This window comes from Vibrio jasicida CAIM 1864 = LMG 25398, assembly GCF_000400365.1.
GTDB classification, from domain to species: Bacteria; Pseudomonadota; Gammaproteobacteria; order Enterobacterales; family Vibrionaceae; genus Vibrio; species Vibrio jasicida.
Map to the genome: position 1 here is coordinate 160,991 of NZ_BAOG01000022.1, position 26,452 is coordinate 187,442.

Annotated in this window: 26 protein-coding genes; 11 read left to right on the forward strand and 15 right to left on the reverse strand. The window is 45.5% G+C overall.

Going from position 1 to position 26,452, the window contains the following annotated elements; translation table 11 throughout:
- Positions 1 to 363: a flagellar basal body rod protein FlgB gene (flgB, locus tag VJL_RS06185; RefSeq protein WP_038876504.1), complete on the reverse strand. Its 363-nt coding sequence runs from the start codon at positions 361 to 363 to the stop codon at positions 1 to 3.
- Positions 364 to 441: 78 nt separating this feature from the next.
- Between flgB and flgA the strand changes: the two genes are divergently transcribed.
- The 4 genes from flgA to VJL_RS06205 all read left to right on the forward strand — a co-directional run bounded on the left by flgA (position 442) and on the right by VJL_RS06205 (position 2,843).
- Positions 442 to 1,239 (forward strand): flagellar basal body P-ring formation chaperone FlgA, encoded by a 798-nt coding sequence (gene flgA / locus VJL_RS06190; RefSeq protein WP_081634925.1) that lies wholly within the window; start codon positions 442 to 444, stop codon positions 1,237 to 1,239.
- A 138-nt stretch (positions 1,240 to 1,377) separates the two neighbouring features.
- Positions 1,378 to 1,659, forward strand: a complete 282-nt coding sequence (gene flgM / locus VJL_RS06195) for a flagellar biosynthesis anti-sigma factor FlgM (RefSeq protein ID WP_027726655.1) — start codon at positions 1,378 to 1,380, stop codon at positions 1,657 to 1,659.
- 22 nt (positions 1,660 to 1,681) lie between these two features.
- The gene (flgN, locus tag VJL_RS06200; RefSeq protein WP_038876507.1) at positions 1,682 to 2,119 is read left to right on the forward strand and encodes a flagellar export chaperone FlgN; all 438 of its coding nucleotides are present in this window, start codon (positions 1,682 to 1,684) and stop codon (positions 2,117 to 2,119) included.
- 46 nt (positions 2,120 to 2,165) lie between these two features.
- Complete coding sequence (locus VJL_RS06205) at positions 2,166 to 2,843, forward strand: lytic transglycosylase domain-containing protein (protein ID WP_038876544.1); 678 nt, start codon at positions 2,166 to 2,168, stop codon at positions 2,841 to 2,843.
- A 404-nt stretch (positions 2,844 to 3,247) separates the two neighbouring features.
- Here the strand turns inward: VJL_RS06205 and VJL_RS06210 are convergent, their stop codons facing one another.
- The gene (locus tag VJL_RS06210; protein WP_038876509.1) at positions 3,248 to 3,766 is read right to left on the reverse strand and encodes an NUDIX hydrolase; all 519 of its coding nucleotides are present in this window, start codon (positions 3,764 to 3,766) and stop codon (positions 3,248 to 3,250) included.
- A gap of 228 nt (positions 3,767 to 3,994) precedes the next feature.
- Between VJL_RS06210 and VJL_RS06215 the strand changes: the two genes are divergently transcribed.
- Together VJL_RS06215 and VJL_RS06220 are read left to right on the forward strand one after the other, a co-directional pair.
- Positions 3,995 to 4,255: a putative hemolysin gene (locus VJL_RS06215; protein WP_038876511.1), complete on the forward strand. Its 261-nt coding sequence runs from the start codon at positions 3,995 to 3,997 to the stop codon at positions 4,253 to 4,255.
- Positions 4,256 to 4,516: 261 nt separating this feature from the next.
- Complete coding sequence (locus VJL_RS06220; RefSeq protein WP_038868264.1) at positions 4,517 to 5,176, forward strand: hypothetical protein; 660 nt, start codon at positions 4,517 to 4,519, stop codon at positions 5,174 to 5,176.
- Between the two features lie 15 nt (positions 5,177 to 5,191).
- Here the strand turns inward: VJL_RS06220 and VJL_RS06225 are convergent, their stop codons facing one another.
- A complete protein-coding gene (locus VJL_RS06225) occupies positions 5,192 to 6,028 on the reverse strand; it encodes a YdcF family protein (protein WP_038876513.1) in 837 nt (278 codons plus the stop codon).
- 144 nt (positions 6,029 to 6,172) lie between these two features.
- Between VJL_RS06225 and VJL_RS06230 the strand changes: the two genes are divergently transcribed.
- A complete protein-coding gene (locus VJL_RS06230) occupies positions 6,173 to 7,543 on the forward strand; it encodes an L-serine ammonia-lyase (protein WP_038876515.1) in 1,371 nt (456 codons plus the stop codon).
- A 373-nt stretch (positions 7,544 to 7,916) separates the two neighbouring features.
- A complete protein-coding gene (locus VJL_RS06235; RefSeq protein ID WP_038876517.1) occupies positions 7,917 to 9,392 on the forward strand; it encodes a peptide MFS transporter in 1,476 nt (491 codons plus the stop codon).
- A gap of 81 nt (positions 9,393 to 9,473) precedes the next feature.
- Here the strand turns inward: VJL_RS06235 and VJL_RS06240 are convergent, their stop codons facing one another.
- Both VJL_RS06240 and VJL_RS06245 read right to left on the reverse strand, forming a co-directional pair.
- Entirely contained in the window at positions 9,474 to 10,745 is a 1,272-nt protein-coding gene (locus VJL_RS06240; RefSeq protein WP_038868255.1) for an Nramp family divalent metal transporter, read from the reverse strand.
- Between the two features lie 224 nt (positions 10,746 to 10,969).
- Entirely contained in the window at positions 10,970 to 11,209 is a 240-nt protein-coding gene (locus VJL_RS06245) for a VPA0252 family protein (protein WP_009705043.1), read from the reverse strand.
- A 209-nt stretch (positions 11,210 to 11,418) separates the two neighbouring features.
- On the opposite strand from VJL_RS06245, the gene VJL_RS06250 reads away from it, so the two are divergent.
- Positions 11,419 to 12,309, forward strand: a complete 891-nt coding sequence (locus tag VJL_RS06250) for a LysR substrate-binding domain-containing protein (protein ID WP_038868253.1) — start codon at positions 11,419 to 11,421, stop codon at positions 12,307 to 12,309.
- Here VJL_RS06250 and VJL_RS06255 read toward each other — a convergent pair.
- The 6 genes from VJL_RS06255 to VJL_RS06280 all read right to left on the reverse strand — a co-directional run bounded on the left by VJL_RS06255 (position 12,306) and on the right by VJL_RS06280 (position 19,029).
- On the reverse strand, positions 12,306 to 13,091 hold the full coding sequence (locus VJL_RS06255) for a phosphotransferase enzyme family protein (RefSeq protein ID WP_038876520.1): 786 nt from the start codon (positions 13,089 to 13,091) through the stop codon (positions 12,306 to 12,308). The two genes, VJL_RS06250 and VJL_RS06255, sit on opposite strands and share 4 nt — an antisense overlap.
- Before the next feature lie 119 nt (positions 13,092 to 13,210).
- A complete protein-coding gene (locus VJL_RS06260; protein WP_038868249.1) occupies positions 13,211 to 14,080 on the reverse strand; it encodes a LysR substrate-binding domain-containing protein in 870 nt (289 codons plus the stop codon).
- A gap of 119 nt (positions 14,081 to 14,199) precedes the next feature.
- Positions 14,200 to 15,165 carry an outer membrane beta-barrel protein gene (locus tag VJL_RS06265; protein ID WP_038868247.1) on the reverse strand — a complete coding sequence of 322 codons (966 nt, stop codon included), beginning with the start codon at positions 15,163 to 15,165 and terminating at the stop codon, positions 14,200 to 14,202.
- Positions 15,166 to 15,773: 608 nt separating this feature from the next.
- The gene (locus VJL_RS06270; RefSeq protein ID WP_009705048.1) at positions 15,774 to 16,898 is read right to left on the reverse strand and encodes a M14 family metallopeptidase; all 1,125 of its coding nucleotides are present in this window, start codon (positions 16,896 to 16,898) and stop codon (positions 15,774 to 15,776) included.
- A gap of 113 nt (positions 16,899 to 17,011) precedes the next feature.
- Positions 17,012 to 18,412, reverse strand: coding sequence for an FAD-dependent oxidoreductase (locus VJL_RS06275; RefSeq protein ID WP_038868244.1), 1,401 nt, complete (start codon positions 18,410 to 18,412; stop codon positions 17,012 to 17,014).
- A gap of 257 nt (positions 18,413 to 18,669) precedes the next feature.
- The gene (locus VJL_RS06280; RefSeq protein ID WP_038868241.1) at positions 18,670 to 19,029 is read right to left on the reverse strand and encodes a DUF3316 domain-containing protein; all 360 of its coding nucleotides are present in this window, start codon (positions 19,027 to 19,029) and stop codon (positions 18,670 to 18,672) included.
- A 483-nt stretch (positions 19,030 to 19,512) separates the two neighbouring features.
- Here VJL_RS06280 and VJL_RS06285 point away from each other — a divergent pair, with 483 nt between their 5' ends.
- Together VJL_RS06285 and VJL_RS06290 are read left to right on the forward strand one after the other, a co-directional pair.
- On the forward strand, positions 19,513 to 20,418 hold the full coding sequence (locus VJL_RS06285) for a VirK/YbjX family protein (protein ID WP_038876521.1): 906 nt from the start codon (positions 19,513 to 19,515) through the stop codon (positions 20,416 to 20,418).
- A gap of 44 nt (positions 20,419 to 20,462) precedes the next feature.
- A complete protein-coding gene (locus VJL_RS06290) occupies positions 20,463 to 21,014 on the forward strand; it encodes an outer membrane beta-barrel protein (RefSeq protein WP_038876525.1) in 552 nt (183 codons plus the stop codon).
- Positions 21,015 to 21,081: 67 nt separating this feature from the next.
- Here the strand turns inward: VJL_RS06290 and VJL_RS06295 are convergent, their stop codons facing one another.
- The 4 genes from VJL_RS06295 to VJL_RS06310 all read right to left on the reverse strand — a co-directional run bounded on the left by VJL_RS06295 (position 21,082) and on the right by VJL_RS06310 (position 25,607).
- Positions 21,082 to 21,987: an EamA family transporter gene (locus tag VJL_RS06295; RefSeq protein ID WP_038876526.1), complete on the reverse strand. Its 906-nt coding sequence runs from the start codon at positions 21,985 to 21,987 to the stop codon at positions 21,082 to 21,084.
- A 66-nt stretch (positions 21,988 to 22,053) separates the two neighbouring features.
- Entirely contained in the window at positions 22,054 to 22,758 is a 705-nt protein-coding gene (gene phnR, locus VJL_RS06300; RefSeq protein ID WP_005442366.1) for a phosphonate utilization transcriptional regulator PhnR, read from the reverse strand.
- 9 nt (positions 22,759 to 22,767) lie between these two features.
- The gene (locus tag VJL_RS06305) at positions 22,768 to 24,492 is read right to left on the reverse strand and encodes a putative 2-aminoethylphosphonate ABC transporter permease subunit (protein ID WP_005442364.1); all 1,725 of its coding nucleotides are present in this window, start codon (positions 24,490 to 24,492) and stop codon (positions 22,768 to 22,770) included.
- Positions 24,493 to 24,500: 8 nt separating this feature from the next.
- Positions 24,501 to 25,607 (reverse strand): putative 2-aminoethylphosphonate ABC transporter ATP-binding protein, encoded by a 1,107-nt coding sequence (locus tag VJL_RS06310; protein ID WP_038876529.1) that lies wholly within the window; start codon positions 25,605 to 25,607, stop codon positions 24,501 to 24,503.
- Positions 25,608 to 26,452: the final 845 nt, after the last annotated feature.

Here is a 26,452-nt window from a genome sequence, read left to right on the forward strand (position 1 = left end):
TTAACGTCCCTCAATCACTTTCGCCAAGCCACTGAATTTCATGTTGAGAAACGTCAGGCTGGTTTGAAAGTCCATGTTGTTTTGCGTGAACTTGGCTTGTTCAACGCCCAGTTCCACAGTGTTGCCGTCTTTGCTGTTTTGGTAAGGCACCGAATATTTCGCCTCAACCTGAAACTTCGGCACCGGTTTATTCACACTGCCCGCTGACATTTGGTTCATCACGGTGGTGAAACTTAGGTCCTTTGCCAAGTACCCTGGGGTATCAACATTTGCTAGGTTACTGGCGAGGACTTTGGTACGCTGAACGCGAAAATTGAGTGCCTCTGGATGTACACCTAACGCATTTTCGAATGTGATCGCCATGCATCTTTCCTTAAAGTCGGCTCGAATACGCCAAGATCAAAACAAGATGCATGCCATAAAATTTAGTTATATATATCAATGAATTACAAACAAGAAAGGAAGCCTCGCTTCCGGTTTACGGAAACCATTCAAACCAAGGGGAAAGGTCGACTTTCCTCAATCATGCTGCTTTGCGGTTTGGCTTTGAGTGCAAGCTCAATCAGTGCTTTAGCGAATGAGAAAAACCTAACCGCAGACGAGTTAAAAGCCATTGTCAGCGAGCAGTTTGAGCAAGAAGTGGCGCAAGTAGCACACTCACGTCAATGGGGAAATTACCAACTCGATTATCAAATATGGGTGCCAGGCTCTGCCAATCATCTACCGGTTTGTGACGCCCCTTTGGCAATCACAGGACGCGATAACCGCCCGTTGCCTGTTGGCAATTTAAAGCGTGCTGTCAGTTGTGAAGCGGTGAGCTCTCCATGGCGCATCAATGTCACAATCAAATCGGTGGTGACGCTTCCTGTGCTTGTTGCCACCAGCACAATTGACCGCAACGAAACCCTCTCAGCCTCAAACTTAAAATCAGAAACACGCACAATTTCACGCCAAGACGATTTCTACACGAAAACAAACCAAGCCATTGGCCTTGAGGCCACCCGCCGCATTCGCGCAGGCCAAATCATTGACCCAACCAACTTAAGTTCGCCGCCATTGATCGAGAAAGGCAACGAAGTGATCATCATCGCCAGCAAAGATGGATTTAGTGCCAGCACTAAGGGAGTCGCTTTAGAACAAGGTAAGAAAGGTCAGCAAATTGAGGTAGAAAACATCAGTTCTGGCAAGGTGATACGCGCTGTCGTAACGGGGCTCAATCAGGTGCATACCCAATTTTGATTTTGGACTCAGGTTATCATTTTTCGATTTAGGCACTCGTCATCACAGGTGAACTTCGAGTACAAAAAATAAATATTTAATGTTCATCACGCCCTAGTCGCCTATTCGATTTAGAACATGATGATTGAGGACAACAGCATGAAAATCGACAAAGTCGCGGGCGGTCATGTCCCACAAACTAAATTCCAGCAGGCGAGTAAAAAGCCAGTCGACACCATCGCACAGAGCAAAATTAACGAGCCAGCATTCCAAGCGAACACAGCTGCGATCGATCGCGCTCAAGCAGAAATGAAATCCCTGCCAGACGTAGACATGGCAAAGGTTGAGCAAATTCGCAATGCGTTGGCACGTGGTGAACTGAATCTAGATACCAAAGCATTATCCAAAGCAGTAATGCAATTTCACACCGGTCACGAGTAACGCAGCGCATTAGGAGTCATGCATGGCAACGGCGGCATCACAGCATATTCAGCAGTTTGTTCGTTCTATTTCCGAAGACATCAAACTCTACCAGCAATTGCTTGGGCTGATTCAACAGCAAAAAGCACTGTATTTGAAGTTCGATGGTGAGGCGCTAAGCGAGAACATTCAAAAACAAATGCCGATTTTGAATCAGCTTGGTCGCTCTGTAAGCGAAAGAAGCCAGTTAATGCGTAAGCTCGGATTGCCTTGTAATGAAACCAGTGTGAATCGTATTTTCAATGCCTTGCCCGCCAAGATTGGTACGCAAGCGAGAAAACAATGGACGCTGTTGGAATCCTTGGTGAAACAATGCCAACAGGACAATCAGAGCAATGGCCAAAGCTCTGCAGCGTTCCAAGAGTTAGTCAGTCAACTCAAACAACCTGTGCAACACACTTATGAAGAGCGCTCGTTCTAAACAACGATTCTCGCCTTGCCTGCAGAGTCTACCGCCATCCCGGTCGATTGCTGTGGGCTTTTTTGTTTTGTGCGTGATGTGCTTGTCTCCAATGACGATGGCCAAGCCGCATAAAGCCAGTATCGACCAGCAATATCAAGTGCTCGCGCCATATCAAACGCAAATTAGCCAACGTCTCGATTCCGTTAGCCCGCTTCTCGATCATATTTTCAAACAGCTTAAGCAAAAGTCTTTACCCGCCAACTTGGTGTTAGTGCCCATGCTGGAATCATCTTACAACCCGAAAGCAGTATCACACGCCAATGCCGCCGGTTTATGGCAACTGATTCCTGCTACAGCGACGCGCTTTGGCTTGCAAGTGAGCGATAAGCAAGATGAGCGCTTTGATACTAAAGCCAGCACTCAAGCCGCCATAAGATATTTGGAATTTCTGTATAACAAGTTTGATCAAGATATTGCGCTCACTCTGGCCGCATACAACGCAGGAGAAGGTCGCGTTGCACGAGCCATCAAAAAAGCAGATAGTCGAGATTTCACGGCACTTACTTTGCCCAAAGAGACTCAGCAATACGTTAATCGCTTTTACGCATTGGAACGTTTGGTAAACATACAACAATTGCGTACCGATTCTTTCCAGCCATTACTTTTGTTTGCAAACCAATCCTCCATCTACGCCGAACCGCTTATAGACCTTAGTCGATTACCCCCACTCGTGGAATTGTGAACACTCTCACTAAATTCCACCAATGTCAGAAGCACGTAAAATTACAAGATCCTGTTCTGCCAATTTGCAAACTCGTGATCTCGATGCAAACGCGTGCATAAAAGTTACGGTAATGTATCTCAAAGATAAGAAAGAGCAGTGGTTTGCTGATAATTTACCAACTTGCACTTGTGTATTGGCTAGATATCCATCACATTACGTGTGCAAATAAAGTGAAAACCAATAGTTAGACCTATTAATTATTTACACAACAAATATAAAGCCGCTATTGTTTTCACAGATTGATACAAAAAACAGAATATCGAGATGACGCTTCGCTTGCGCGTCTGGAATAAGTCCGGGTTCCGGGGGGGAGCTCGGACTTTTTTTATTGCTTGGAAGTTACAATTTTGATCTGAGGAGAGTTACAGCAACTCTTTTGCGATAAGTTGTAGCAAGAAAGTTTCGCGTTCAATGCTCATGCCTTTCTTCGGACTTTCCGCCATCGTCTTTTCATTGTGCGCGATCGCGTCGTGAACATTCATCCATACTGGGCGCATGCCGTTCTTCACTTCGTAATCTTCATAAGCCGTTTCACCTAGCTCACGGTCAATTTTGCACGTGTAGCAATAAGACGTCATGTGCATCACATCGGCATCGTCTTTGTACCAAGGACGAAATTCTTCGAAGATACCGTAAGGCTTGATGTTGTGAATGTTCTTCGCACCCGTTTCTTCTTCCAACTCACGAACCAAACCTGCAATCACATCCTCACCGTCATCGATGCCACCGCCAGGCAGGGTGTAATCGTGGTAACGCTCTGTGTAAAGAAGCAGGACATCTTCACCGTCTAATACAATGGCGCGCGCCGCATTGCGTTGGAAGATGATTTTTTCATCCAGATGTTCGATATCTGGGTGCGTGGTGGTTTTCAAATGTCTCATCGCAGATTCCGCTGTGAATGTTTTGCGCGCATACTACCGAAATTCATGCGCATTCCCAAGTTTCAATTTGAGCACCTCTGAAACAAATATAGGCGAACAGTGAGCAAATTCTAAAATTGCACAGAATTCCCTTACAAGCGTCGTGCTTTTAACAAACATAAGACAATATTTTTCTGAAACTCTCCTATAATCAACACACTACTCGTTAATCCCATGCGGAGATCAAGAATGAAAAAGACAACTTTAGTAACGGCAGTGGCAGCAGCGATGGTGTTGGCAGGTTGTTCAACTTATGAAGGTGCGACTCGCTCAAATGAATACACATCAGCAGCAAACCCAGCAGCGGTATACTGCGTACAGCAAGGCGGCGAGCTAGATACAGTAACGGAAAATGGTGAACGCGTAACTTACTGCCAACTGTCTGAAAACGAGCGCTTTGAGCAGTGGGAATACTACCGCAACAACCACAAAGAAGATGGCGAGTCGTAAACAACGTTAACATTTGCGCAATCTAAGATTACAATTTTATCAACAAAGGAGCGTTAAGCTCCTTTTTGTTTACCGTAAATTTCCCTACATTCTGATACTTAGCCCTTTATCCACCAGCCTTACCGCATAGCGATACGATATCGAACGGCGTTTTATTCTGACATTTCCCTGACATTACTTTCCAAGTGGTCAATAAAATTCCTTGCACACATCACGAAATTTCACGTTTTTTCCACATTTTTATCGGAGCGGGTGGTCAGGATGAAAACAAATACTGTTAAGCAAGCCGAATCGGCACAAACGAACGTCATTACAGAAGAATCAAAACGCATCATCTATAAGTCGATGCTAAGTGCACTCACCATTGTTGCCATCAGTATTTTAGTCAACCTAAGTATCCGAGTGGACTACGTTTTATTAGGTTCTTCATTGGGCGAAACCTCTATTACTGAAACACTGCAATTGATCATGCTGGCGGTTGCATCTTGGTCTTTCTTCCGCATGTCTAAACAAGAGACTCATGTCTCACATGCCGCGATACTTATTTCAGGCTTTTTTGCGGTATTGATGATCCGTGAAATGGATTACTGGTTTGACATGATCCACCACGGCTCTTGGGTCTTTCCTGCCCTTGCGTTAGCGGCACTGGCTTGTGCGAAAGCTTACCAAGGTGGTAAAGGTACCGTGAACGAAATGGCAACCATTCTACAATCACCTTACATGAAGCTACTTATCGGCTCAGTGATCTTGTTGTTGGTGTTCTCTCGCCTGTACGGCATGGGTAGCTTCTGGCAACACGTAATGGGCGAGCACTACGTACGCGATGTGAAAAACATCTCAGAAGAAGGTATGGAGCTGTTGTGTTACAGCCTAATCGCGCTAAGTGCCGTACGCACACGTCGCGAACTTAAGCGTCAGTAAGTTGAAGTGGCTTAACTAGCTATTCGCTTCGGGGTCAAGTTGCAGGTTCAACGTCGTTAATATCGGATGAAACACTGCTAACGCTTGCTCTGCTGCAACCACTGAATCATCAAAGGCCGTCATTTCGATGGCCTTTTTCATATCTGCAATTTGCCCTCGCACTTCAGGCTCTAAATCGAGCGCTTGAAGCTTTTCTATCGCACCAAGGCCAATGTCTAAAGGCTTTGCTCGTACCTCAGCGAGATCACGTTCAAAAGCGCCACGCTTAACTCCCTCTAGATACACGCGGTAAGTCGTGAGTTCATCAAACAACAAAAATGCTTCCGCTAAAACGCCTGTATTAGGGTAAGGCACACTCACATGGTGTGAGAGGTCGAGTGAAATGTTGAGCTTTACGCCCATTTCTGCACAGCGCGACTTCAATACGCGTAATAAACCCTGTTCATCCATTAAGGTTTGAATCTCGATGATGCGCTCTAGATGGTAGTCATTGGAGAGTAAAGTGACGTCAATGGTTTGCCCTGCCTCGCAAAGGCCACTTCTTAATAACTCCGCAGCGGCATTTTGCATGTTCTGCACCGTATTGAGTGAACGATTCTCGATGATGACCTGCTGCTCAGGAAAATCGATTTCCCTAGCCTTAGCTAACTGGTAAAAGTAGCGGTACATCGCATCCGCTTCTGAGACGGTTTGTCCTTGGGTCACACCGCCACAAAAAACCAAGGCAGTCGTCTCAAAGCAAAATTCGTTTAAAACATTCAACAGCGCTTCCACGCGTGAGCGACCTTCAGCACTTAACTGATCGTGCACCAACCGCTTACCTAAAATGATCACTACCTTGTTTAACTTCATTACCCAGATCTCAATTACTCATACTTTAGCGAACAATTTGTATACAAAAATCTGCTTTGCCAATACTCTCACAGGTATTAACATCTAATTAACAATGTCATTTTAGAGACCTGAATAAAGGTCCGTAGAGAAAGGAAGTCAATTATGCTGTCGATTTTCGATATTTTTAAGGTCGGTGTCGGTCCATCTAGCTCCCACACCAATGGCCCAATGCTCGCAGGTTACCATTTCACTCAATTACTTTGCGACTCTATGGCGAAAGTGCACAAGGTGCAAGTTGACCTTTACGGTTCTTTATCGCTGACTGGCAAAGGCCACCATACAGACCGCGCTACCGTCCTTGGTTTAATGGGCAATAAACCCGATACCATTAAAATGACCAGTGCAAAAGCGGCGCTACAACATACCATTGAACATGGCACACTCTCGGTTGCAGGTGTTCATGAGATCGTGTTTAGCTATGATCACGATATTGTCTTCCACAGTGATAACCTTCCTCTTCATGAAAATGGCATGACCATCACGGCTTATGATGCTTCTGGTGATCAGGTGGCGTTTGAAACTTACTACTCTATTGGTGGTGGCTTTATCGCGACGGCAGCGGAACTGGAACACGGCAGCAATGATGCTCAAGTTGAAGTACGCTTTCCGTTTTCTTCTGCCGACGAAATGTTGGAAAACGCAGAGCTCAATGGCCTCAGTCTAGGAGGCATGATCCTACAAAACGAATTGGCTTTTCGCGAACAAGAAGAGATCGATCAAAAAGCTGAGCAGATCTGGAAAGTGATGTCGCTGTGCATGCAACGAGGCTTTGATACCGAAGGCATTCTCGAAGGCGGGTTGAACGTAACTCGCCGAGCACCAAACCTACTCAAAAAACTCGAAGCCAATGCGGCAGTCGAGAACGATCCAATGGAGATCATGGATTGGATTAACCTGTTTGCTTTCGCAGTGAGTGAAGAGAATGCTGCAGGTGGTCAAGTAGTGACATCACCAACCAATGGTGCTGCCGGTGTTATTCCTGCCGTGCTTATGTACTACCACCGCTTTATTAAGGAGCTCGATAACAAGCAATTGAAAGACTTCTTAGCCGTGGCGGGGGCGATTGGCATCTTGTACAAAACCAACGCTTCCATCTCAGGAGCAGAGGTTGGATGCCAAGGCGAAGTCGGGGTATCGTCTTCGATGGCGGCCGCAGGCTTAACGGCACTGCGTGGAGGCAGTAATGAGCAAATCTGTATTGCCGCAGAAATCGCCATGGAGCATTCGCTTGGCATGACTTGTGACCCAATTGGTGGTCTGGTTCAGGTGCCGTGTATCGAGCGAAACGCGATGGGCGCGATGAAAGCCATTAACGCATCACGCATGGCACTGAAACGCACCAGCAAATGCCTTATTTCATTAGATAAAGTTATCGAAACCATGTACCAAACGGGCAAAGACATGAATAAGAAATATCGTGAGACATCACTTGGTGGACTCGCGGTGATTCATATGGCCCCACCATGCGAATAGCATACTTTATATCAGTTATTGCTAATTAATATTTTTCATTGTTGGCGGACAAAATTCCGCCAACGCCTGTTTTCTTATCAAAAACCACCTTATTTACTCAAACTCTCCCGTCTGTTTATTATTTCAACGACTTTTCAAAACCTTAAAAACCATATGAGAACAATCATCTTATAAATTGTTACTTTTTGGTCATTTATTCACATAATTTCTAGTTGATCTAGAACAACACATTAGTGAGGCAAACGTTTCGCATTAGAAATTTTAGTGCATTAAATTCAGTTTATGCGACAATTGTTTCAATATGTAACATAGCGTTTAAGTAACATTTAACAGAAATAATAACTACCTTTCTCGCAATAGTGAGTATTTAATTATGTGGAATAAACTAAATAAATCTATGATGTTCTGCCAAATGATGTTTGGCTTATCATTTTATGGCGTGTTAGTCAGTCTGACGCGTTTCTTCTTAGAGGATCTGAATTACAACGAAGCTGATACCATGATGATCGTCGGTGCATTTTCGGCGATTGGCCCTCTATTTGCGATTGCTGGCGGCTTTATCGCTGACAAATTTTTAGGTGCTTACCGCTCTCTATCGATTGCCTTCTTAGCATTCGCATCTGGCTATGTACTGCTTGTTCTTGGTGCTTCGGCAACCAACGTACCGCTTTCCATGTGTGGTATCGCATTGGCAAGTTACGGCCGTGGTTTAATGTCTCCTTCTTACCCTAGCTTGTACAAACGTACCTTTAAGTCGCAAGAAGACTTCGAGAAAGGCTACCCAATTAACTACTCAGTGAACAACGTGGGCGCTTTCCTAGGCCAATACTTGTTCCCTATGATTGTGCTTATCATCGGCTTTAATGGTGGTTTCACTATTTCAGCAGTGATGGCTGGCGCAGCATTGGTGATGCTACTTGTGTTCCGCAAAGGCTTGGTTGGCGTTGCTTCTGATCTGGATCGTCAAAGCGTAAGCATGAAGAACTGGATCTTCTTCGCCATTATCTCTGCGGCGATGATTGCACTGGTATTCTTCATGTTCTCTAACATGGATATCGGTCAAAACATCGTTTACGCTATCGGCGGTGCAGCGATTCTTTACTTTGTTTCTTTGATGTTGAAAGCAAGCAAAGCGGAATCATTGAAGATGGGTACTATCCTTATCGTTACCTTCCTAACCACGTGTTTCTTCGTTTACTACGGTCAAATGATGACTTCAATGAACATGGTAGCGATTAACACTCTGAAAGGTTCTCTATTTGGCTTCATCCCACTAGAGCCTGAAGCAGCAATGGCAATGAACCCACTATGGTGTATGGTTGGTGGCCCTATCGTTGCTGGCTTCTTTGGCATGCTAGAAAAACGTGATATTCACCTATCAACCGCGACTAAGATTGCATTGGCATTCGTGCTAACCGCTATCGCATTCGGCATCCTAACGTTCGCGGTAACGACTGTTGGCGAAGACGTTATCATCATGCCTGAAATCTTCCTAGCGATTCACTTCTTCCAAGCAATTGCGGAAGTTATCGTAGGTTCAATGGTAGTTGCGTTCATTCTATCTGTGGCACCTAAGCACATCGAAAACTTCTCAGTAAGCTTGTTCTCTGTAGCAATCGCACTAAGTGGTATCGTTGGTGCTGCGTTCTCTACGTCTATCGCACTAGAGAAAGGCCAAGAGATCACCCAAGAGATCGTACAACACGTTTACGGCGAATACTTCCAACTGCTGACTATCCTAGCGGTTGTGATGGTTGCGATTGCCTTGGGCGCGTCATTCATCATTCGTAAGATGCTTGAAGCAGCAAAACAAAGTGAAGCTGAATTGGAAGTGGTTGAGCAAAACTAATTCTCTCTCAGCAGCAAACGAAAAACGGAAGCCAAGCGGCTTCCGTTTTTTTATCGACAAAGAAGAAGGATAGAGAAATCATTAAGCGGTTAAAGTAACCATCAGATAACCGTTGAGTGCGAGTACTAAAGTAACGATAACCATACCGACATAAGAGACCCATTTGTTATTTTTGAACTCACCCATCAAGCGTTCGCTGTTGGTAAAGATAAGCAATGGGATAATCGCCAACGCAATACCAAAGCTCAACACCACTTGGCTCATCACCAAGATATCGGTGGTGTTCATGCCTAAACCAATCACCACAAACGAAGGTGCCATAGTAATAAAGCGTCGTACCCACATTGGAATAGAGAAGCGGACAAAGCCTTGCATCACCACCTGACCTGCCATTGTTCCAACAACGGTAGAAGACAGGCCTGAAGCAATCAACGAAACACCAAACAACACAGATGCGGCTTTACCTACCAATGGCGTTAGCGTCATGTACGCTGTTTCAATTTCCGCCACATGTTGGTTGCCTGAGTAATGGAACACGGCAGCAGCCATCGCCACAATTGCGATATTCACAAAGCCTGCAATTACCATCGCAATCAACACATCAAAGCGAGTGGTGCGAAGGCGAGTTTTGGTGCTTTCGCCATAGCTGTTTTTGAACAGTGCAGAATGAAGATAGATCACGTGAGGCATTACAGTCGCGCCTAGAATACCTGCAGCAAGATAGATTTGATGTGAATCCGTAAAGGTTGGAGTCAGCAAACCTTTCACCATTTCACCGCCCGCAGGGTGCGCAAAAAACAGTTCAGCAATGTAGATAACCGCCACCAACATCAAAAGTGAACCGATCACGACTTCTAGCGGTTTTTGACCTTTCTGGTTAAGCATCAAAATCATCACGGTTGCTACCGCAGTGATCATCGCTCCTTCCATTAAGCTAATTCCAAACACCAACTGAAAGCCGACTGCTGCACCGATAAACTCGGCAAGGTCTGTCGCTATCGCGATGATTTCAGCTTGGATCCAGTAGAAGCCTACCGCCCATTTATTTGGTAAGTGGTCACGTAGATGCTCCGCTAGATTTTTGCCTGTAACGATACCTAGCTTGGCGGATAAATACTGAATCAACATCGCCATTAGGTTTGCCCATAGCACTACCCAAAGTAGCTGGTAACCAAATGAAGATCCTGATTCAATATTTGTCGCAAAGTTGCCTGGGTCGATGTAACCAATCGCGGCAATAAACGCCGGGCCTAACATCAGCATTTTGCGTTTGATTTTGTTGAATGCCGAAACTTTTGATGTTGTGGCGGCATCTAAATGTATGGATGCATTATTTATCGATACATTACTCATGACGATATTCCTCTCTAGTCGATGAGAAGAATCATACGCCCACCCAAATGAGAATCAATATCATTTGGGTGCACAAAAACGGTAATTAAGATTTCAACAATTAATTTTTAATTATCGATAAACAAAAGCTATCAAAGATTTCTGTTGAATTTGGCTTGCCATCGACCAAAAACAACAATGCCGCGTTAGACGCGGCATTGAAAGCGGGGGATGGTTTCGATTACTTAGTCGCGACGGCCGCGCAATTGAATCGGTTGGTTAGAAGCGTCTGTTTGAATCATCACACCACCGTAAGTAGCGTCATTACGACCTTTAAGAGTCAGGTTAGAATCCGCACGCTCCACATTAACTTGGTTTGTTTGGCTAGTAGCCATATCAATGGTACCCGTGTATGAGCCATCGCCAGCGAATGCTACATTCATTGAACAAGCCATTAAGCCTACTAGTGCGATTAGTTTTTTCATACGTCACCTCGATTATTTGTGGTACATCGTTTCGATGAAGAAACTGTAGCAACAGTTCCAAAGTAGCACGAGGAAAACCCGAATTTACCAAATGGAAATCCTCGGTCAAAAAATGCTTTTCTGCCATAAACTTAGAATTGACCATCCCCTGTCTTTTTTTATGGGAGGCGGAGTTATGATGCCGTGGCAACGTTGGCTGGAGTAAAAGAATGACAATGAATCTGGATATGCAAAACGTTTTGGTATTAAAGCGCATGTATGAGCTGCGTAATGTTCGTTTAGTGGCAGAATCGATGGGGAAAACCTCAGGTGCCATCAGTAAGAACTTAACCAAGATGAAAGCGCAACTGGACGATCCTTTGTTCATTCAAACCAAAAATGGCTTTGAGCCGACCTCGTTTGTCGAAGCCAACATGCCTCATTTTGAGCAGATTCTAGCAAGCGTGGATGCCATCAAACCACAAGAATTCTCACCCGCTCACTTTACTGGTGAAGTATCCATTTACGCCAATACCCTGTTCTGGGATCGCTTTGGCGACAAACTGTACATTGAACTTATCAAGCAAGCACCTAACGCGAGATATGCGTTTTTAAGGTGGGGAGCAGATGCCCGTAATCGAATCATCGATGGTGAAAACGCTATTGCAATTCACTACTTTGATGAAGACTTACCTCAGTCAATCGCTCAGAAAGAATTGGGGAAAGGAAAAGCGGTGTTCTTTGTGCGAAACGACCATCCAGCACGAGACTTCCAATCATTAAGTGACTACGCCTTACTACTGTTCAAAACGCCGGGGTGGAATGATCATAAATACCCATTGCTCGATCGTTTAAAGAACATTGGTTTCGATGTCACGCCCAAAGTGGAAGTGGAGCACCCCGCAATGATTCATAGCATCATCATGCAAACCGATCATTTTGGGATCACCATGAGCGGTAATGTTCCAGAAAGTTGCCGTAGTATAGATTTACCAAACGGGTTGGAGTTGGGTGTTAGCTTTGTTATGAGTTGCCGTCGCTCTCAGCAGCATGACCCGCAAAATCAATGGCTATTCAATGTCATCCAAACGATCATCGCGAAGCATTCAAAACCCGATTAAAACGGTGCTTCACCTAACACACCGAGTGTGATCGCTTGGTGATGTTTCTTAAGATACTCAATGTCTTGTAAATAAGCCGTATGGTGGCAATCATCCATGTTCGCTTGAAATTGCGCATCGCCAGTGGCAGCAGACGTACGCATAAAGTCTACCAGTGCAGTCAAACGCAGCGTCATCGTATCCACCAGTTCTTCTCGCTCTAACCTTGAACAACCATAGGCGTCACAGAAACGCTTTGCTCGTTTAATCTGCTCTTCAAGCGTGCCCATTTTGTCATTTTCATCGGTCTTAAATGGCGCCCAACCATAGACTGAAAAAGCCACATCCCAAATTCTTGGAGCTGGGTGTGCCGTATCAAAATCAAAAATGCCCACGACAGCGCCATCCTTTAACGCAACGTTATAGGGCATAAAGTCGCCATGGCAGATGACTTCGTGTGGCAAGCGAGTTGGCAGCATCCAATGGCAAACTTCATCTTGATGTCTGGAAAGGAAGTCTTGAGAAGCATCATGCAGTTGTCGGAGCAGTTTTGCTGCGGAAGTAAGAGCCGAGAGCGAAGCAATCTCTCCCTGCAAAGGATAGTTATAGCTTTCTCCATCGACGAAGGTCAGCAACTCTTTTCCACCTTCAATTGACACCGCTTTAGGACAAGCATGAAAACCGTTGGCATGAAGATGATGAAGCAATTGATGAATGGTTATGGTCCAAAGACTTGCAGGTCGACTGACCAAGTCTCCTTTACGATAAATAGCCCCTTCTCGGCCACCTTGTAACGTTTCCATGACCCCTCCTTGAAAAGTCGAGCAAATCGCTCATGAGTAATGACGACTTGAAACGTATTCGCTTTATACCATTATACCCAAGTAACCTCGAGCGGCTTAGGTCAATGAGTTAACCCATATCATAAACTGTTCAATAACCATTTGGTAAACGCATCAACATGTGGTTTTTCTCCGTGTTTGACCATCATATAATGCGCACCACGGCTCGGCATGGACCACTCCCCTATGCGAACCAAGCTTCCTTGTCGCAGATGTTCGTCAACCAAGAAGTCTCTCACCAATAATACCCCTAACTGATTCACCGCCGCTTCAATCGATAATAAAGAGTGCTCGAATTCTGCGACCATTGGAGCCAGTCTCCCTTGATAACCATGATAAGCAAACCAAGATTGCCATGTTTCCTGATACCCACCCGTCGCCAGCTTGGCAGTATGTGCCAATTCAGACAAATTCGACATTGGGTTGAGATGTAAGAAGCCAGGACTGGCTACCACAATCCAGTTTTCATCCGTCAACTTTACAGCTTGTTTTGACTGCCAGTTCCCATACCCGTTGATAATTTCGACATCAGCAATATCGCTGCTACTCGGTACAGCATTGGCCGTCGTCGAAATCTTAAACCGAATGTCAGGGTACTGACGATGAAAATCGGCTAGGCGAGGTATCAACCACTGGACACAAAAACTGTGTGCAACATGTAAGGTTAATTGAGTGTGCCTTTGACGTGAGAACAAGTGCAGAGTCGCCACAGAAAGACTTTGAAATACATGACTAACGACAGGCAAATAATCGTGTGCGGCTTGTGTCAAAAGTAGCTTAGCTCCATTGCGCTCAAACAAGGTCGCATCGAGATAAACTTCCAAGGATTTCACTTGCTGACTGACGGCAGCACGTGTGACATTGAGTTCTTCTGCCGCTTTGGTAAAGCTTTGCAAGCGTGCTGTGGCTTCGAACGCTTTAAGGGAATTTAAAGGTGGTAAGTTTTGCATGTCAGGCTCCACGCGAACAAGTAAGAAAATACTATGACGGGGCTATGACAGATAAATGAAAGGATACAAAAAAGCCAGCGTTAGACGCTGGCTTTCAAAGTAGCTAATTCAATAAAGAATTATTGAGCAGCTTCTTCAGTTTGGTATTGGAACGCAGGAACAACAACTTCTACACGACGGTTCGCTTCACGACCTTGACGAGTTTCATTGCTTTCTACTGGGTTCGCTTCACCCATACCTTTAACAGTCATACGGTCTGCTGCGATACCTTCAGCTTGGAACTGGTCAGCAACTGCTTGTGCACGCTTCTCAGTTAGCTCTTGGTTGTAAGCTTCAGAACCTGTTGTGTCACTGTAACCAGTGATTTCAACTTGAGCTTGTGGGTAAGTGTTCATTAGCTCAACAGTGCCGTTTAGAGAAGATGCATCTTGTACTTCTGCACTTTCTAGGCCGAACTGTAGAGTTGTAGTTTGAGCTGGGTACTCGTTTTCAACGATGCGAGTCGCTGGACGAGTTTCAACTACTTCTTCTTGAACTACTGGCTCAGAACCGAACTTGTAGTTGAAGCCAATACCGAAGAAGTCTGCGTCCATATCGTTGATGATGTCGTCAGACATATCTTGGTAACGTTGGTACTCAGCACGTAGGCTCCAGTTGTAGTTGATTTGGTATTCAGCACCTAGAGAGCCAGTTGGTACGAAATCTTTCTCGTCACCAGCCATCATGTATGCAGCACCTACTTTAGCAAATAGGTTCCAAGAATCTGTTAGTGGTAGGTTGAACTTAGGAGCAAGAGTGATTGCCCATAGGTCGCCATCTACTGTGTTTAGACCAGCTTTGTTGAAGTTAGCTGTGAAGTTACCTAGGTAATCAACGCCGTATTCAGCAGCAACGTATTCGTTGAAGTTGTAACCGATGTGCATGCCAGCTGCGAAGCTATCGTCATCACATGGAGCGTCAAGGTGACAAGCGTCGTTTAGTGCGTTGTAACCTAGTTTACCGCCAACGTAAGTATCAGCAAGAGCAACATTCGACATTACGCCACCAGCTAGAATGGTAGCCACTGCAAGAGCGATTTTTTTCATTATTTTACCTTTAATGCGAAGGCGACCCGACTACTATCCACAACTATACAGCTGCCATCACGCAAGTCAGAACCTACACTGTTTCGAGTGATTAAAAACTATGCCATTGGTCTCAATCAAAACGTCATCAGACATCTGGAATGAGCACTTATCTTCAAGCATTTTTCTCAGAGCTCAGATCCGAAACTCCGATTGTTTGGCGCATTCCGAATGATTCAGAGCACAAACAAAACGGACAAATCGTTCCAAAAACAGAACACCAAAATGCGAATTATCCTAAGCTAGGCGCAATAGTACATAGCAGCTATATTTTATTTTTAGCTACTGTGCCTACAAAGGGCGCTAAAGCATAAGATTGCTAAATGATTGAGATGAGATAACTTTTGTGACATAAATCTCAAAACAGACTTTAACAGAACAACCTTCGCTTTCATAAATTAGATTTCTTATCGTGACGATTAGTTTTTTTTATCGATAGCCACATAAGCACCAGAAACTGAAGGTTTTTTGTTTTTATTGGCGAAAAAATTTACAGTCACCAGACATTGAGGTAGGAAAAAACGCACAAAAAACACAGCCTACAAAAAGCAGGCTGTGAACTAATTGCTTTAAATCTTGTCGGAAACCGCCAACGTTGCCGCCAATACATCTTGGCCAAACAGCACACTACGTTCCGGAGACCAGCCGTAAAGTGGGTCTGGATGGTTGTTATTGTCTTTGAATGGCATTTCAATGGTGTAAGACAAACACTTGAATTGCTCTGCCACCCAGTTAGAGCCAACGGTTAGGTTCGCTTTACCCGGTTCATCTTTATCGTAACCGATCTCGTCTTGGAACTCTGGTGTAATCGTCAGAAGTGCTTGTTTAAACGCGTTTTCCAACTCAGCCATGCCTTCGTCATAAGAAGGAATACCTTCAGAGCCCGCCACGAAGTTGTACGGGATAGCTTCATCACCATGAATATCTAGGAACATATCCACGCCAGTTTCTAGCATGCGCTCACGAACCAAGAAGACTTCAGGACTCTTTTCCATTGATGGCGTTTGCCACTCACGGTTTAGGTTTACGCCAACCGCGTTAGTACGTAGGTGACCACGCACACCGCCGTCTGGGTTCATGTTTGGTACAACGTAAAGTACTGCTTTTTCAAGCAATGCACGTGCAACCGTGTCGTTCTCATCAAGCAGACGTTGGATCATGCCTTCCATGAACCATTCCGCCATCGTCTCACCTGGGTGCTGACGTGCAATCATCCAGATTTTCTTTTTGCCTTCTTCTGGTTCACCGAAAGTAAGCAAGCTCATGTCATTGCCATCTAGCGTATGGCCAAGCGTCTCTAGTTGGCAGTGGTGCGCGCTTTGTGCCATGTGTAACAGGTCTAGGTGACGGTCGTACGTGTAAGGTGCAAAGTACGCAAAGTAAATTGAGCTGCGCTCAGGGATAACAGTGAAAGTCAGCGTGTCGCCATCGAACTCTGCCGGTACTCGGAACCACTCTTCACGATCGTAAGACGCAACCACGTCGTAACCTTGCCAACCTTCAGGGTAAGCCGATTTCGCAAGATCAAGAAGTTTGATGGTGTGTGATTGCTCGGCTTCTGTCTCTAGACGGAAGTGGAACCACTGGTAGAATTCCGACATGTTGTCGTTAGGAATTTTGAGTTGGATGTCGTTTTTGTCGTCCGCTTTCACTACGTGAATGCTGCCGCTGTCAAAGTTGCTGAATACTTTCATTTTATTACTCACCTTTTGCATCTGAGCTTGAAAGACTGAGGCTAACACAAAGGGAAGAGGTGCCTCTAACACTTTCACTTCTTCCCTATCCGTTTGCGATCAAAATATTCAGTTTAGTCGAGCTTATCCGCTTTGCCTGCTGGTCCTGCGAGTTTTGCTAGCCACTTATCCCAGATGAATGGCGTCTGCTCGTTATCTTCTGCTTCCTCTTTTCGACGTACCGCGTTGCGTACCATCATTGCTCCTGTCCATCGGAATGGCTCTGGCGGGAAATGCCCCAACGGCCCTTTGGCTAAACCGCTTTTCGTCCATTCATTCTCGATTCCGAATACCAACGAAGATAAGATCTTTCCGCCCATTCGAGTCTGCGCTACCCCATTACCCGAATAACCAAAGCCATAAAAGATATTGCTTTGGTTATCTAACTCACCGAAGAATGGAAAACCAGTTGCGGAGCGATCTGAACCGCCTGTCCATGAATAAGCGAACTCAGCCCCTTTCAAACGCGGGAACAACTTATCGAACGACTTACGCAGTAGATCTTGATAGCGCGTTGGCTTGTTGAACATCGCGTTGACTTGGTTGTTGAAAGAGAACTGATTGCCGCCTTTCCCCAACATCAAACGGCCATCTGGCGTATCTCGGTAATAGTGGACGAAGATACGTGAATCCAACACGCTAGAACCTGACTGCCAACCAGATTGAGTCAGCGCGTCACCAAGCGGTTTGGTGATCACCATGTCGGAAGAAACCACCACGATACTGCTTTTGAATTGCTTAAACTGCTCCACCATCCAAGCGTTTAATGCCAACACCACCTGCTGCGCTTGAATATTCCCTTTAGGTGTAGAAACAGTAGCAGGTTTTCCATAATCTAAACGCGTCATCGGCGTGTTCTCATAGATCTCAACACCCAACTCCATTGCGACGCGTCTTAATCCTCTCGCCAACAAAGCAGGCTGAACACTGGCTGCAACCGGAGAGTGAAAGCCTTCTATATTGCGCGGCGATCCTGCATTGGCACGCAATTCCTCAGATTGACAGCGGCGCCAGCTGTTCACATCTAGACGCTTTAACTCGTCTACCACTGGCTGCATTCCCCCCGTCTGAGACTGATTGGTCGCCGTGTAGTAGACGCCTTTTAACGACAATTGCGCATCGATATTGTACTGCTGACAGAATTCGTCAATCTCCAATACCGCTTGCTCCGATTCCTTCACCAACCACGCTGCGTGTTCTTCACCAAATAAACGCTTTAATGTAGGGAACTTAGTCGACCATGTCAGCATGCAACCGCCATTAGCCCCGGAAGCACCGCTACCGCACAAGCCTTTTTCAACCACTATTATGTGTTTCTCCGGCGATTGTTGCTTGATCATGATTGCCGTCCAGAGCCCAGTGTATCCACCACCAACAATGGCGACATCAGCTTGGATATTTTGTTGAAGTGGTTTGGCGGTTTCTGGTTGCTCGGCTTCAAGCGCTTGCTTAAACCAATATGAAGGGTGAGTCATTACGTATCCTTTGTAAGTGTGCGCATACAATGTTGCTTTGTTGCCACTTTACAAACGATCCAAATCATCAACGAGCTAGAAAAACTGACGCTGAGCGTTAGAAAATATTAAACCTAAATTAGTCATTTATTTCATTCACCATAATTATGTATATTTAAATAATAAAAAAGGGGAGCAAAACTCCCCAAATTCAATAAGAATAAATATATGGCAACGATAATATTGAAAACAAAATATTTTGCTAGCGAGTAGATGTATTAACGATTACCTGGCTCACGCATGCGGTATTCATATTTCACATTCAATATTGGTTGATAGGCAATCTGACCGTTATCTTGAAGAAACTCATCAACGGTAACTTTTGCATTAGTAATGGAAAACGACTGACGGTCTACCATATCAAATGCACTCTTAAACTCATCTCGTAGCTCTTTAGAAGACTTGCTTTGGTAGTTTTTAATCATTTCAAAGCCCATGTCGTAGGCAGCTTGCTTACTATCCACAACATTACCTTGGATCGTTTTGCTGTTATTCGTCCATTGGTAACCACCAGCGAATGCCGCGACAGGAGTGGCAGTTAATACGATAAGACTGACTAGAGAGATTAAACGTTTCATAATATGCTCCTTACTTACCTTTTAAAATATCGAGTTCCAAATACTCGATGAATGTAGGTTACGTATAGAGACCTTTAGCTCGTCAAATTAATTTCAAAAAACATTCAATTATTTTTCAAGTTATTTTTAATTAAACGTAAGGCATAAAACTGCCATTTATTATTCATAATAAAAATATCTTAAAAAGCAGTCACTAAATAGCTTTTATTGTCTTATAAAGAAACCTTTATGGCTACTTTGCCACTCAGCCATGACACTCCCTTACCAAGCCATACAATACCTCTTGCCCCTTTTCTCTTAGAATCCTGCACAAACGAACACCGTTCAAAACGATCGTAATGGCACTGCGTCTGACACCAGAACACCACCTTTTGATGCCTCGGCGTCCTCTTTATCTTTTGGTGTTTTTCGACCATGACCAACAAGGCACTGCACAGATAACGAACTTAGGCTCGCCGAAAAGCCAGTCTGGAGTGAAATGACATGAATAAATCTATCCTTCATCACAGCAAAACCATTTACTCAGACGAGTACGCTGAGATCTATCACCCTATTTGGACATACCGCGCTAAGTTTATCGCGCGTGCACTGTTCTATCGCAAGTCATTCAACTATCTGGCGGACAATATTGAGGCGTCACTTCTAGAGATGCTTTGTTCTCGTACGCATCGTTTCTTAGAAAAGCCGTTTCGTCCTTACATCATCAAAAATAGCCCAGCAATCGATCGCTCTGAACTTGTGGTTGATCACTACAATACAGTGTCGAAGCTGCTCTCTTCAGAGCTGATTGAACAAATCTATACCGATGCTAAAGGCCAAACTCTGATGACATTTGAGATTGATGAGATCCTCTATACGGTTCGACTTGTTTATGAAGCTCGCTACCAAAAAGAAGGTGAGATGAGCTTGGTATTACATAGCGAAGAAGACGGAAACTTTTACACTATCTCTTTTACGCTCGGGCACGAGAATGGCGCTCGTTGCATCATGATTGGCGGCTTACAAGGTCCACGCAGTAATGAAACCAGCAGCGCAAAAATCAAAAAGCTAACACGTAAACTTTACGGTCAACGTCCAAAAAGCCTGATGGTGAGTTTACTGACTATTCTGGCGCAAATCTGGGGTGTAGAAACAATTTTGGCGGTCAAAACCGACTCCCACACTTACGCCGCGCGACGCTACAGCAAAGGACGAATCAAAACCGACTATGACGCACTCTGGCAAGAGTTGGGCGGGATAGAGTTCGACCGGAACTTCTACTCCCTTGCGGTGAATGCCCCAAGACGTGATATCGAAGATATGTCTCGCTCAAAACGCTCGATGTATCGTCGTCGTTATGAATGGCTAGACAACACCAAAGCCACATTCGAACAAGTACTAAAAAGCTAAAAGGCTAAAAGGCTAAAAAGCCAAAGAACTAAGGAGAAAGTCACATGCGTTATTCACTCGTGACGGCTTTGGTGTTGTCGACTCTTTCTTTGTCAGTGCACGCAACAACCAATAAACACATTGTTGGTACAAATTTAGGTTACGGCGTTGTCAATTACGATGCTCCAACAAGCGAAGAGTCCGGCGATATGTTCCTCGGTGAGGTTTACTACCGATACATGCTAACGCAAAACATTGGTATCGAAGCGGGCTTTAAAGGCGCTTTTGACGGTATCGGCTCGATACTTGTCAGCCCAATTTCTGAGGTCACGGATACCAGCTTTTCTGGGCCTAGGCTAAGTGGCTATGCGAGCTATCCACTTGGGGCAGGGTTTGAGTTGTACGGCAAAGCTGGCGTCACCGCCTACACACTGGAGTACACCTATAAAGTAAACGGGCAGAGTCGAAATATCGAAGAGTCGAGCATCGGCGGAGAAGCCGCGGCTGGTATTGGCTGGAGTTACAAACACCTTGGTTTAAATGCGGAATACGTGTATTCCAAAAACCGCGATTTTGATTCTGGCGGCGTGATGTTTGGCGCTCAAGTTCGCTTCTAACACCATCCAAATAAACAAAAAGGCAGCGATGGCCTGAGTCGCTGCCTTTTTCTTTCATCAATATGAGTCAGTTCGTCAACGCAAGAATGATCCCCGCCACGATAGAAGTAACGCCAAGTCCTCGGGTGAGATACCATTTCTCAGACAGAAACCAAATTCCCATAAACAAGCCAAACACGATACTGATTTGCCTTAGTGCCACCACCAAACTCACGTTATCCGTCATAGTCATCGCAAACAACACCAAGCCGTAGGTGGATGCCATCATTACCCCTGCCATGCTGGCTGTTTTGCGGATCTGCCACGCTGTCTTAATCTCATCTGGCTTGCCCGTAGCTAAGCACCATACAAGGGCTGGAATACCAATTGCCCAAAACTGCACACCCAAGTAGAAGATCGCACTGTACTGATCATTCAAGATTTCTGACGCTTGTCCTGTGAGTAAACTCAGCGCTTCTTTGTCGACCACCGAGTAACCCGTTGTGCCTATTGCGGCAATTAATGCCCAGAACACACCGACATTTAAATAAGAACCCAATGTCATTTGACGAAAATTCGTCAGTGGTACCAACATACAACCAAGGGTTATCAGCAGGAATCCAAGCCACTGCTGACTGGATAACTCATGCCCCATTGCCACACTGATTGCACCGACCATCATCACAGGCAGCGCCCGAGCAATCGGATAAACCACACCCACATCTGCGTGCTTATAAGCGACAATCAAACCGACCAGATAAACCATTTGTGAAATGCCGCTAATGAACAGCAATCCCCAAAATTCACTCGGTAATGATGCCCAGCCAATAGTTACCAAATACCAAATCAAATAAGGGGTAAGAATGAAACATGCAGAAAAGCTGGCCGCCATGGTAAACGCGAGCCCAGAGCCAGAATTGCTTTTACCAAGGATATTCCAACCCGCATGGAGAACAGCAGAAAAAACGACGAGACCAATCGCCAACAAATCCATTTCAATGTTCCTGTCTGAATAAAATAAAGGCCCAGAGATGGAGCCTTAGATAATGAGAAAATCCACTTAACGATTGAGTTCCGCAAGAGATTCAATGCTGATGGCATCGTGTCGCCAATACTCGATATCGCAATCAATTAACTCACCGTGTTGGTTGTAGTTGATGCGCTCCACTACCATCGCTGGTGTGCCGGCTGTCGCGCGCAGTGCCTGAGCCATTTCCCCCAACAAAGTACTGGTTGAAATGCGGTAGCGAATCTTTTGATACGTCACGCCATAATGATCGCGGTAAATGTCCGTCAGTGAATTTGATAAATCGTAATCCAACAGGTTCGGAAACAGCTCTGGGCGAATGTAGTTTGTTACGAATACCACAGGTCTGTCTTCAAGGTATCGCACACGGTCGACTCGATACACGTCCGAGAAAGGTTGCAAGTCCAGCAAGCGCGCGGCTTGTTTGTTTGCCAACGTCCCTTTTGCTGCGACCAACTCCGTTTTTGGCACGCGATTTTGCGCTTTCGCCATGTTCGGGAAGTTTAGCGTTTGGGTAGGGTCGTAACGCAATGGCTCAGGTGAGATAAACCAACCTCGGCGATCTTCGCGATAGATTCGACCTTCTGCTTCTAGCAGTGATAAAGCTTCACGCAAAGTAACGCGTGTAGTATCGAACGACTCCGCCAACTTACGCTCTGCTGGCAGTTTTTGACGCGGCGATAGCATGCCCGCTTCAATCTGTTCAACAATCGAATCTTTAATTTTTACGTATTGCACGAAGTGTCCTTATCTTTTGCGCCAAGCTTGTGTGCGATTCTCTAACAATTTACCCAAAGTCATCTGAACAATCTTCGCAATTGCGGCAGCCATCATAATCATCACGGCCATTGCCGCTGCAGCGCCAGTTTGACCTGCATCGTCCATATTCAGAATCGAGACCGAAGCCGGAATCGTATCGGTTGAGTAAAGGAATACTACCGCAGAAGTGGTGGTCAATGCATTAACAAACAAGTAAGTCGCAATGTCCAAAATCGCAGGTAAACACACAGGTAATGTCACTTTAAAGAACAACTTGTATTGAGGAAGCTTCACCGATGCCGCTGTGGCTTCAATCTCCGATGGCAACTGCTTTAGCGCTGTCAGGGCAGTCATGTGACCTACTGTGTAGTAATGGACTACCGTGTTAATTACCAAGAATGCCATGGTGCCATAAAGCACGTTCAAAGGATTGTTCGCATCATTGAAGTAAAAGATGTAACCCAAGCCAAGCACCATACCAGGAACCGCCATTGGCACCACGCTAAGCATTTGCATCACTTGACGAATTGGACCAAACGCACGTCCTTTCTCAATGCAGTAAGCACCGACAAAGATGATGGCTGTACCAATAACCGCTGTCCAACCTGCCAGCGTTAGCGAGTTGAAGAATGGGCTCCAACCGTAAGTGCTCATTTCGGCAAAGTTGTAGTTATTTAGCGTCAGCGCTTTGTTCCAAGGCCAGAACGTAACTAACGAGCCATACACTGCCATGCCAAGCACAGCCAACACTGCGATAGAAATGATACTGCAGTAAACCAAACAAATGCTGTCGCGCGCTTTGTTGGGTTCTGGCTGATATGGCACCGAACGTGTGTCGAATAAGCTCTTCTGCTTTTTCTGTACCCAGCGGTCTGCGCCGAATGCCATTACCGCAGGGAATAGAAGCATAATGCTGGTAACCGCACCCATGGCAAAGTTTTGCTGTCCCACAACTTGCTTGAAGATGTCAGTCGCCAGAACGTTATAGCTTCCACCAATCACTTTCGGCACACCAAAGTCCGTGATAACCAGCGTAAAGACGACAATAAGCGTACTGATCAAACCGTATTTCGCCGCAGGTAACGTCACCATAAAGAAGGTTTTGATGGGTGAAGTTTTCAGTGCGCGGGCTGCTTCATACAAGCGGGCATCTGAAGTTCGCAGCGAAGTGGTTAAGATCATCAATGCATGAGGAAAGGTCCAGAAGATCAAACCCATCGAGATACCAATCACGCCGTAAATCGAGTTTCCTAACAGCATCTCTTTGGCAATGCCTTGATTACCGAAAAGGAAGATCAAACTGATCGCTGGCAGTAACGAAGGCGCGAGGATTGGCGCAGTACCTAGGATTTGAAACAAACCTTTAAACGGCATGCATGAACGAGTCAGCGCGTAGGCATAACCGAACGCAAGCACACCCACTACCGAGGTCACAATCACGCCCAAAGTGAAGGTGTTTCCCACCGACACCCACAAGCTGGAAGAGGAAAAGTACGTCGCAAAGTTTGCCAATCCGACAAATTCGCCATTGGCATTTTGCACACTCTTGGTCAACATTGCCCAAAGCGGCATTAAGATGAACAGCACCATCATAGTCGACAAACCAGCGAGCAAACCGAACAACACAAGGTTGTCGCGGCTAACACGTCCGAGTAGGGATTTTGCTTTGTCTTGCGTAGTTAGGCTATTCATCGTCATTGTCTTCGCATCCATGTTTACACCTACGCTGCTAGTGCTTTATCAACCGAGGGCACGGCGTAACCATGCAGCCCTTCTTCAGCAAACTGGATGTAACGTACATCGCCCGCTTTGATATTGAGTTTTTGAACCGTTTCCACAGGCACATCCACGACGATGGTTTTCGTTGCGCTGTCGTTTTGCAATACGCAATCAATGCGGAAAAACGCCCCCAGAAACTCGGTAGCCGTAACTCGCACTGGTAAAGAGTTGGTGTAGTTTTCAACGAACTTGATACTTTCAGGACGCACCGCAAGGTCGAAGCGATCACCACGTTGGATCTTACGATTGGTCAAGCTTGGCGCTGGCATCAAGGTTTCTGCAATGCGCACTTGGGAGTCCGTCGCTACTGAGGTTTCAATAAAGTTCATGCTGCCGACAAACTCAGCGACAAAGCGCGTAGCTGGTTGTTGGTAGATCTCTTGAGGTGTGCCGACTTGCTCAATCACACCATGGTTCATTACCACGATACGATCCGCCATCGACAACGCTTCATCCTGATCGTGCGTAACCATGATGGTGGTAATGCCAAGCTTGCGTTGCAGCTTACAAATCTCATCACGTAAGTGAACACGTACTTTTGCATCCAGCGCTGATAATGGCTCATCAAGTAGCAGTAGACCCGGAGATAGCGCCAATGCACGAGCCAAAGCAACACGTTGTTGTTGACCACCAGAAAGTTGGTTGGGGAATTTCTCACCAGAGGTTGGAAGACCAATGGTTTCTAACCAGTAGTCCACCTTCTCTAGCACTTCTTTGGTCGACATACCTTGGTTCTTCAAACCCACCGCAATGTTCTCTTGCACAGTTAGGTTTGGAAACAGCGCGTAAGATTGGAATACGATACCGAAATCGCGCTTCTCTGGTGGTAAGAATGTGGTCTCTTGACCGTTTTGAAAAATCGCACCAGACGTTGGCAAGTCTAAACCTGCAATGGCACGTAACAGAGTGGTTTTACCGCAGCCAGAAGGACCAAGAAAACAAACAAACTCGCCCTTCTCAATCGCTAGCGAGATTTTCTTTAATGCAGTGAACTGTCCGAATTGCTTCACTACATTTTCGATATTTAGGTAATGTTGGTTAGTTGACATAACACACGCTCCAAATGGTATATACCAACTTTAGTTTTGGAGTGTTACGTTCCAATGACAAATTTATAGCCAGAAGATGACAAATAGATGAAGGGCGATGAGGTTTGTTTCTACGCTTGCAACCCCCTCCAACTCCCCCTTTTCTTGACATGGTTTGCCAAGCATTTGAATGTGGTTATCAAGGGGGAGGCTGTTCTTTGCTGCGGTGAGATCCGTGCTTTCCCGACGTCATTCTGAAGGAGCCTAGGCCAGTATTCAGAATCTACTTGAAGCGCGTTGGATGTTGCATTGTGAATTAAATTATCCACCAATGCAGAACCAGTCCCTCCCCTTTACCAGCACGACTATTATAGTTTCCCGAAGTTGAAGCCAAGGGGAGGTTAGGTGGGGTTGGTTGTTTAACGTTGAGTTAGAAGCTTGCAACCCCCTCCAACTCCCCCCTTTTATCGGCATGGTTTGCTAAGCATTTGAATGTGGTTATCAAGGGGGAGGGTTTTCTTTGCTGCGGTAAGCTCAGTGCTTTCCCGACGTCATTCTGAAGGAGCCTAGACGAGTGTTCATAATCTACTTGAAGCGCGTAGTGATGTTGCAACGTGAATAAAATAATCCACAAATGCAGAACCAGTCCCTCCCCTTTACCAGCATGACAATTGTAGTCTCCCGAAGTTGAAGCCAAGGGGAGGTTAGGTGGGGTTGGTGGTTTAATGCTAGGTTCGGTGCCTACAACCCCCTCCAACTCCCCCTTTTATTGACATGATTTGCCAAGCATTTGAATGCGGTTATCAAGGGGGAGAGCTGTTCTTTGCTGCGGTGAGCTCCGTGCTTTCCCAACGTCATTCTGAAAG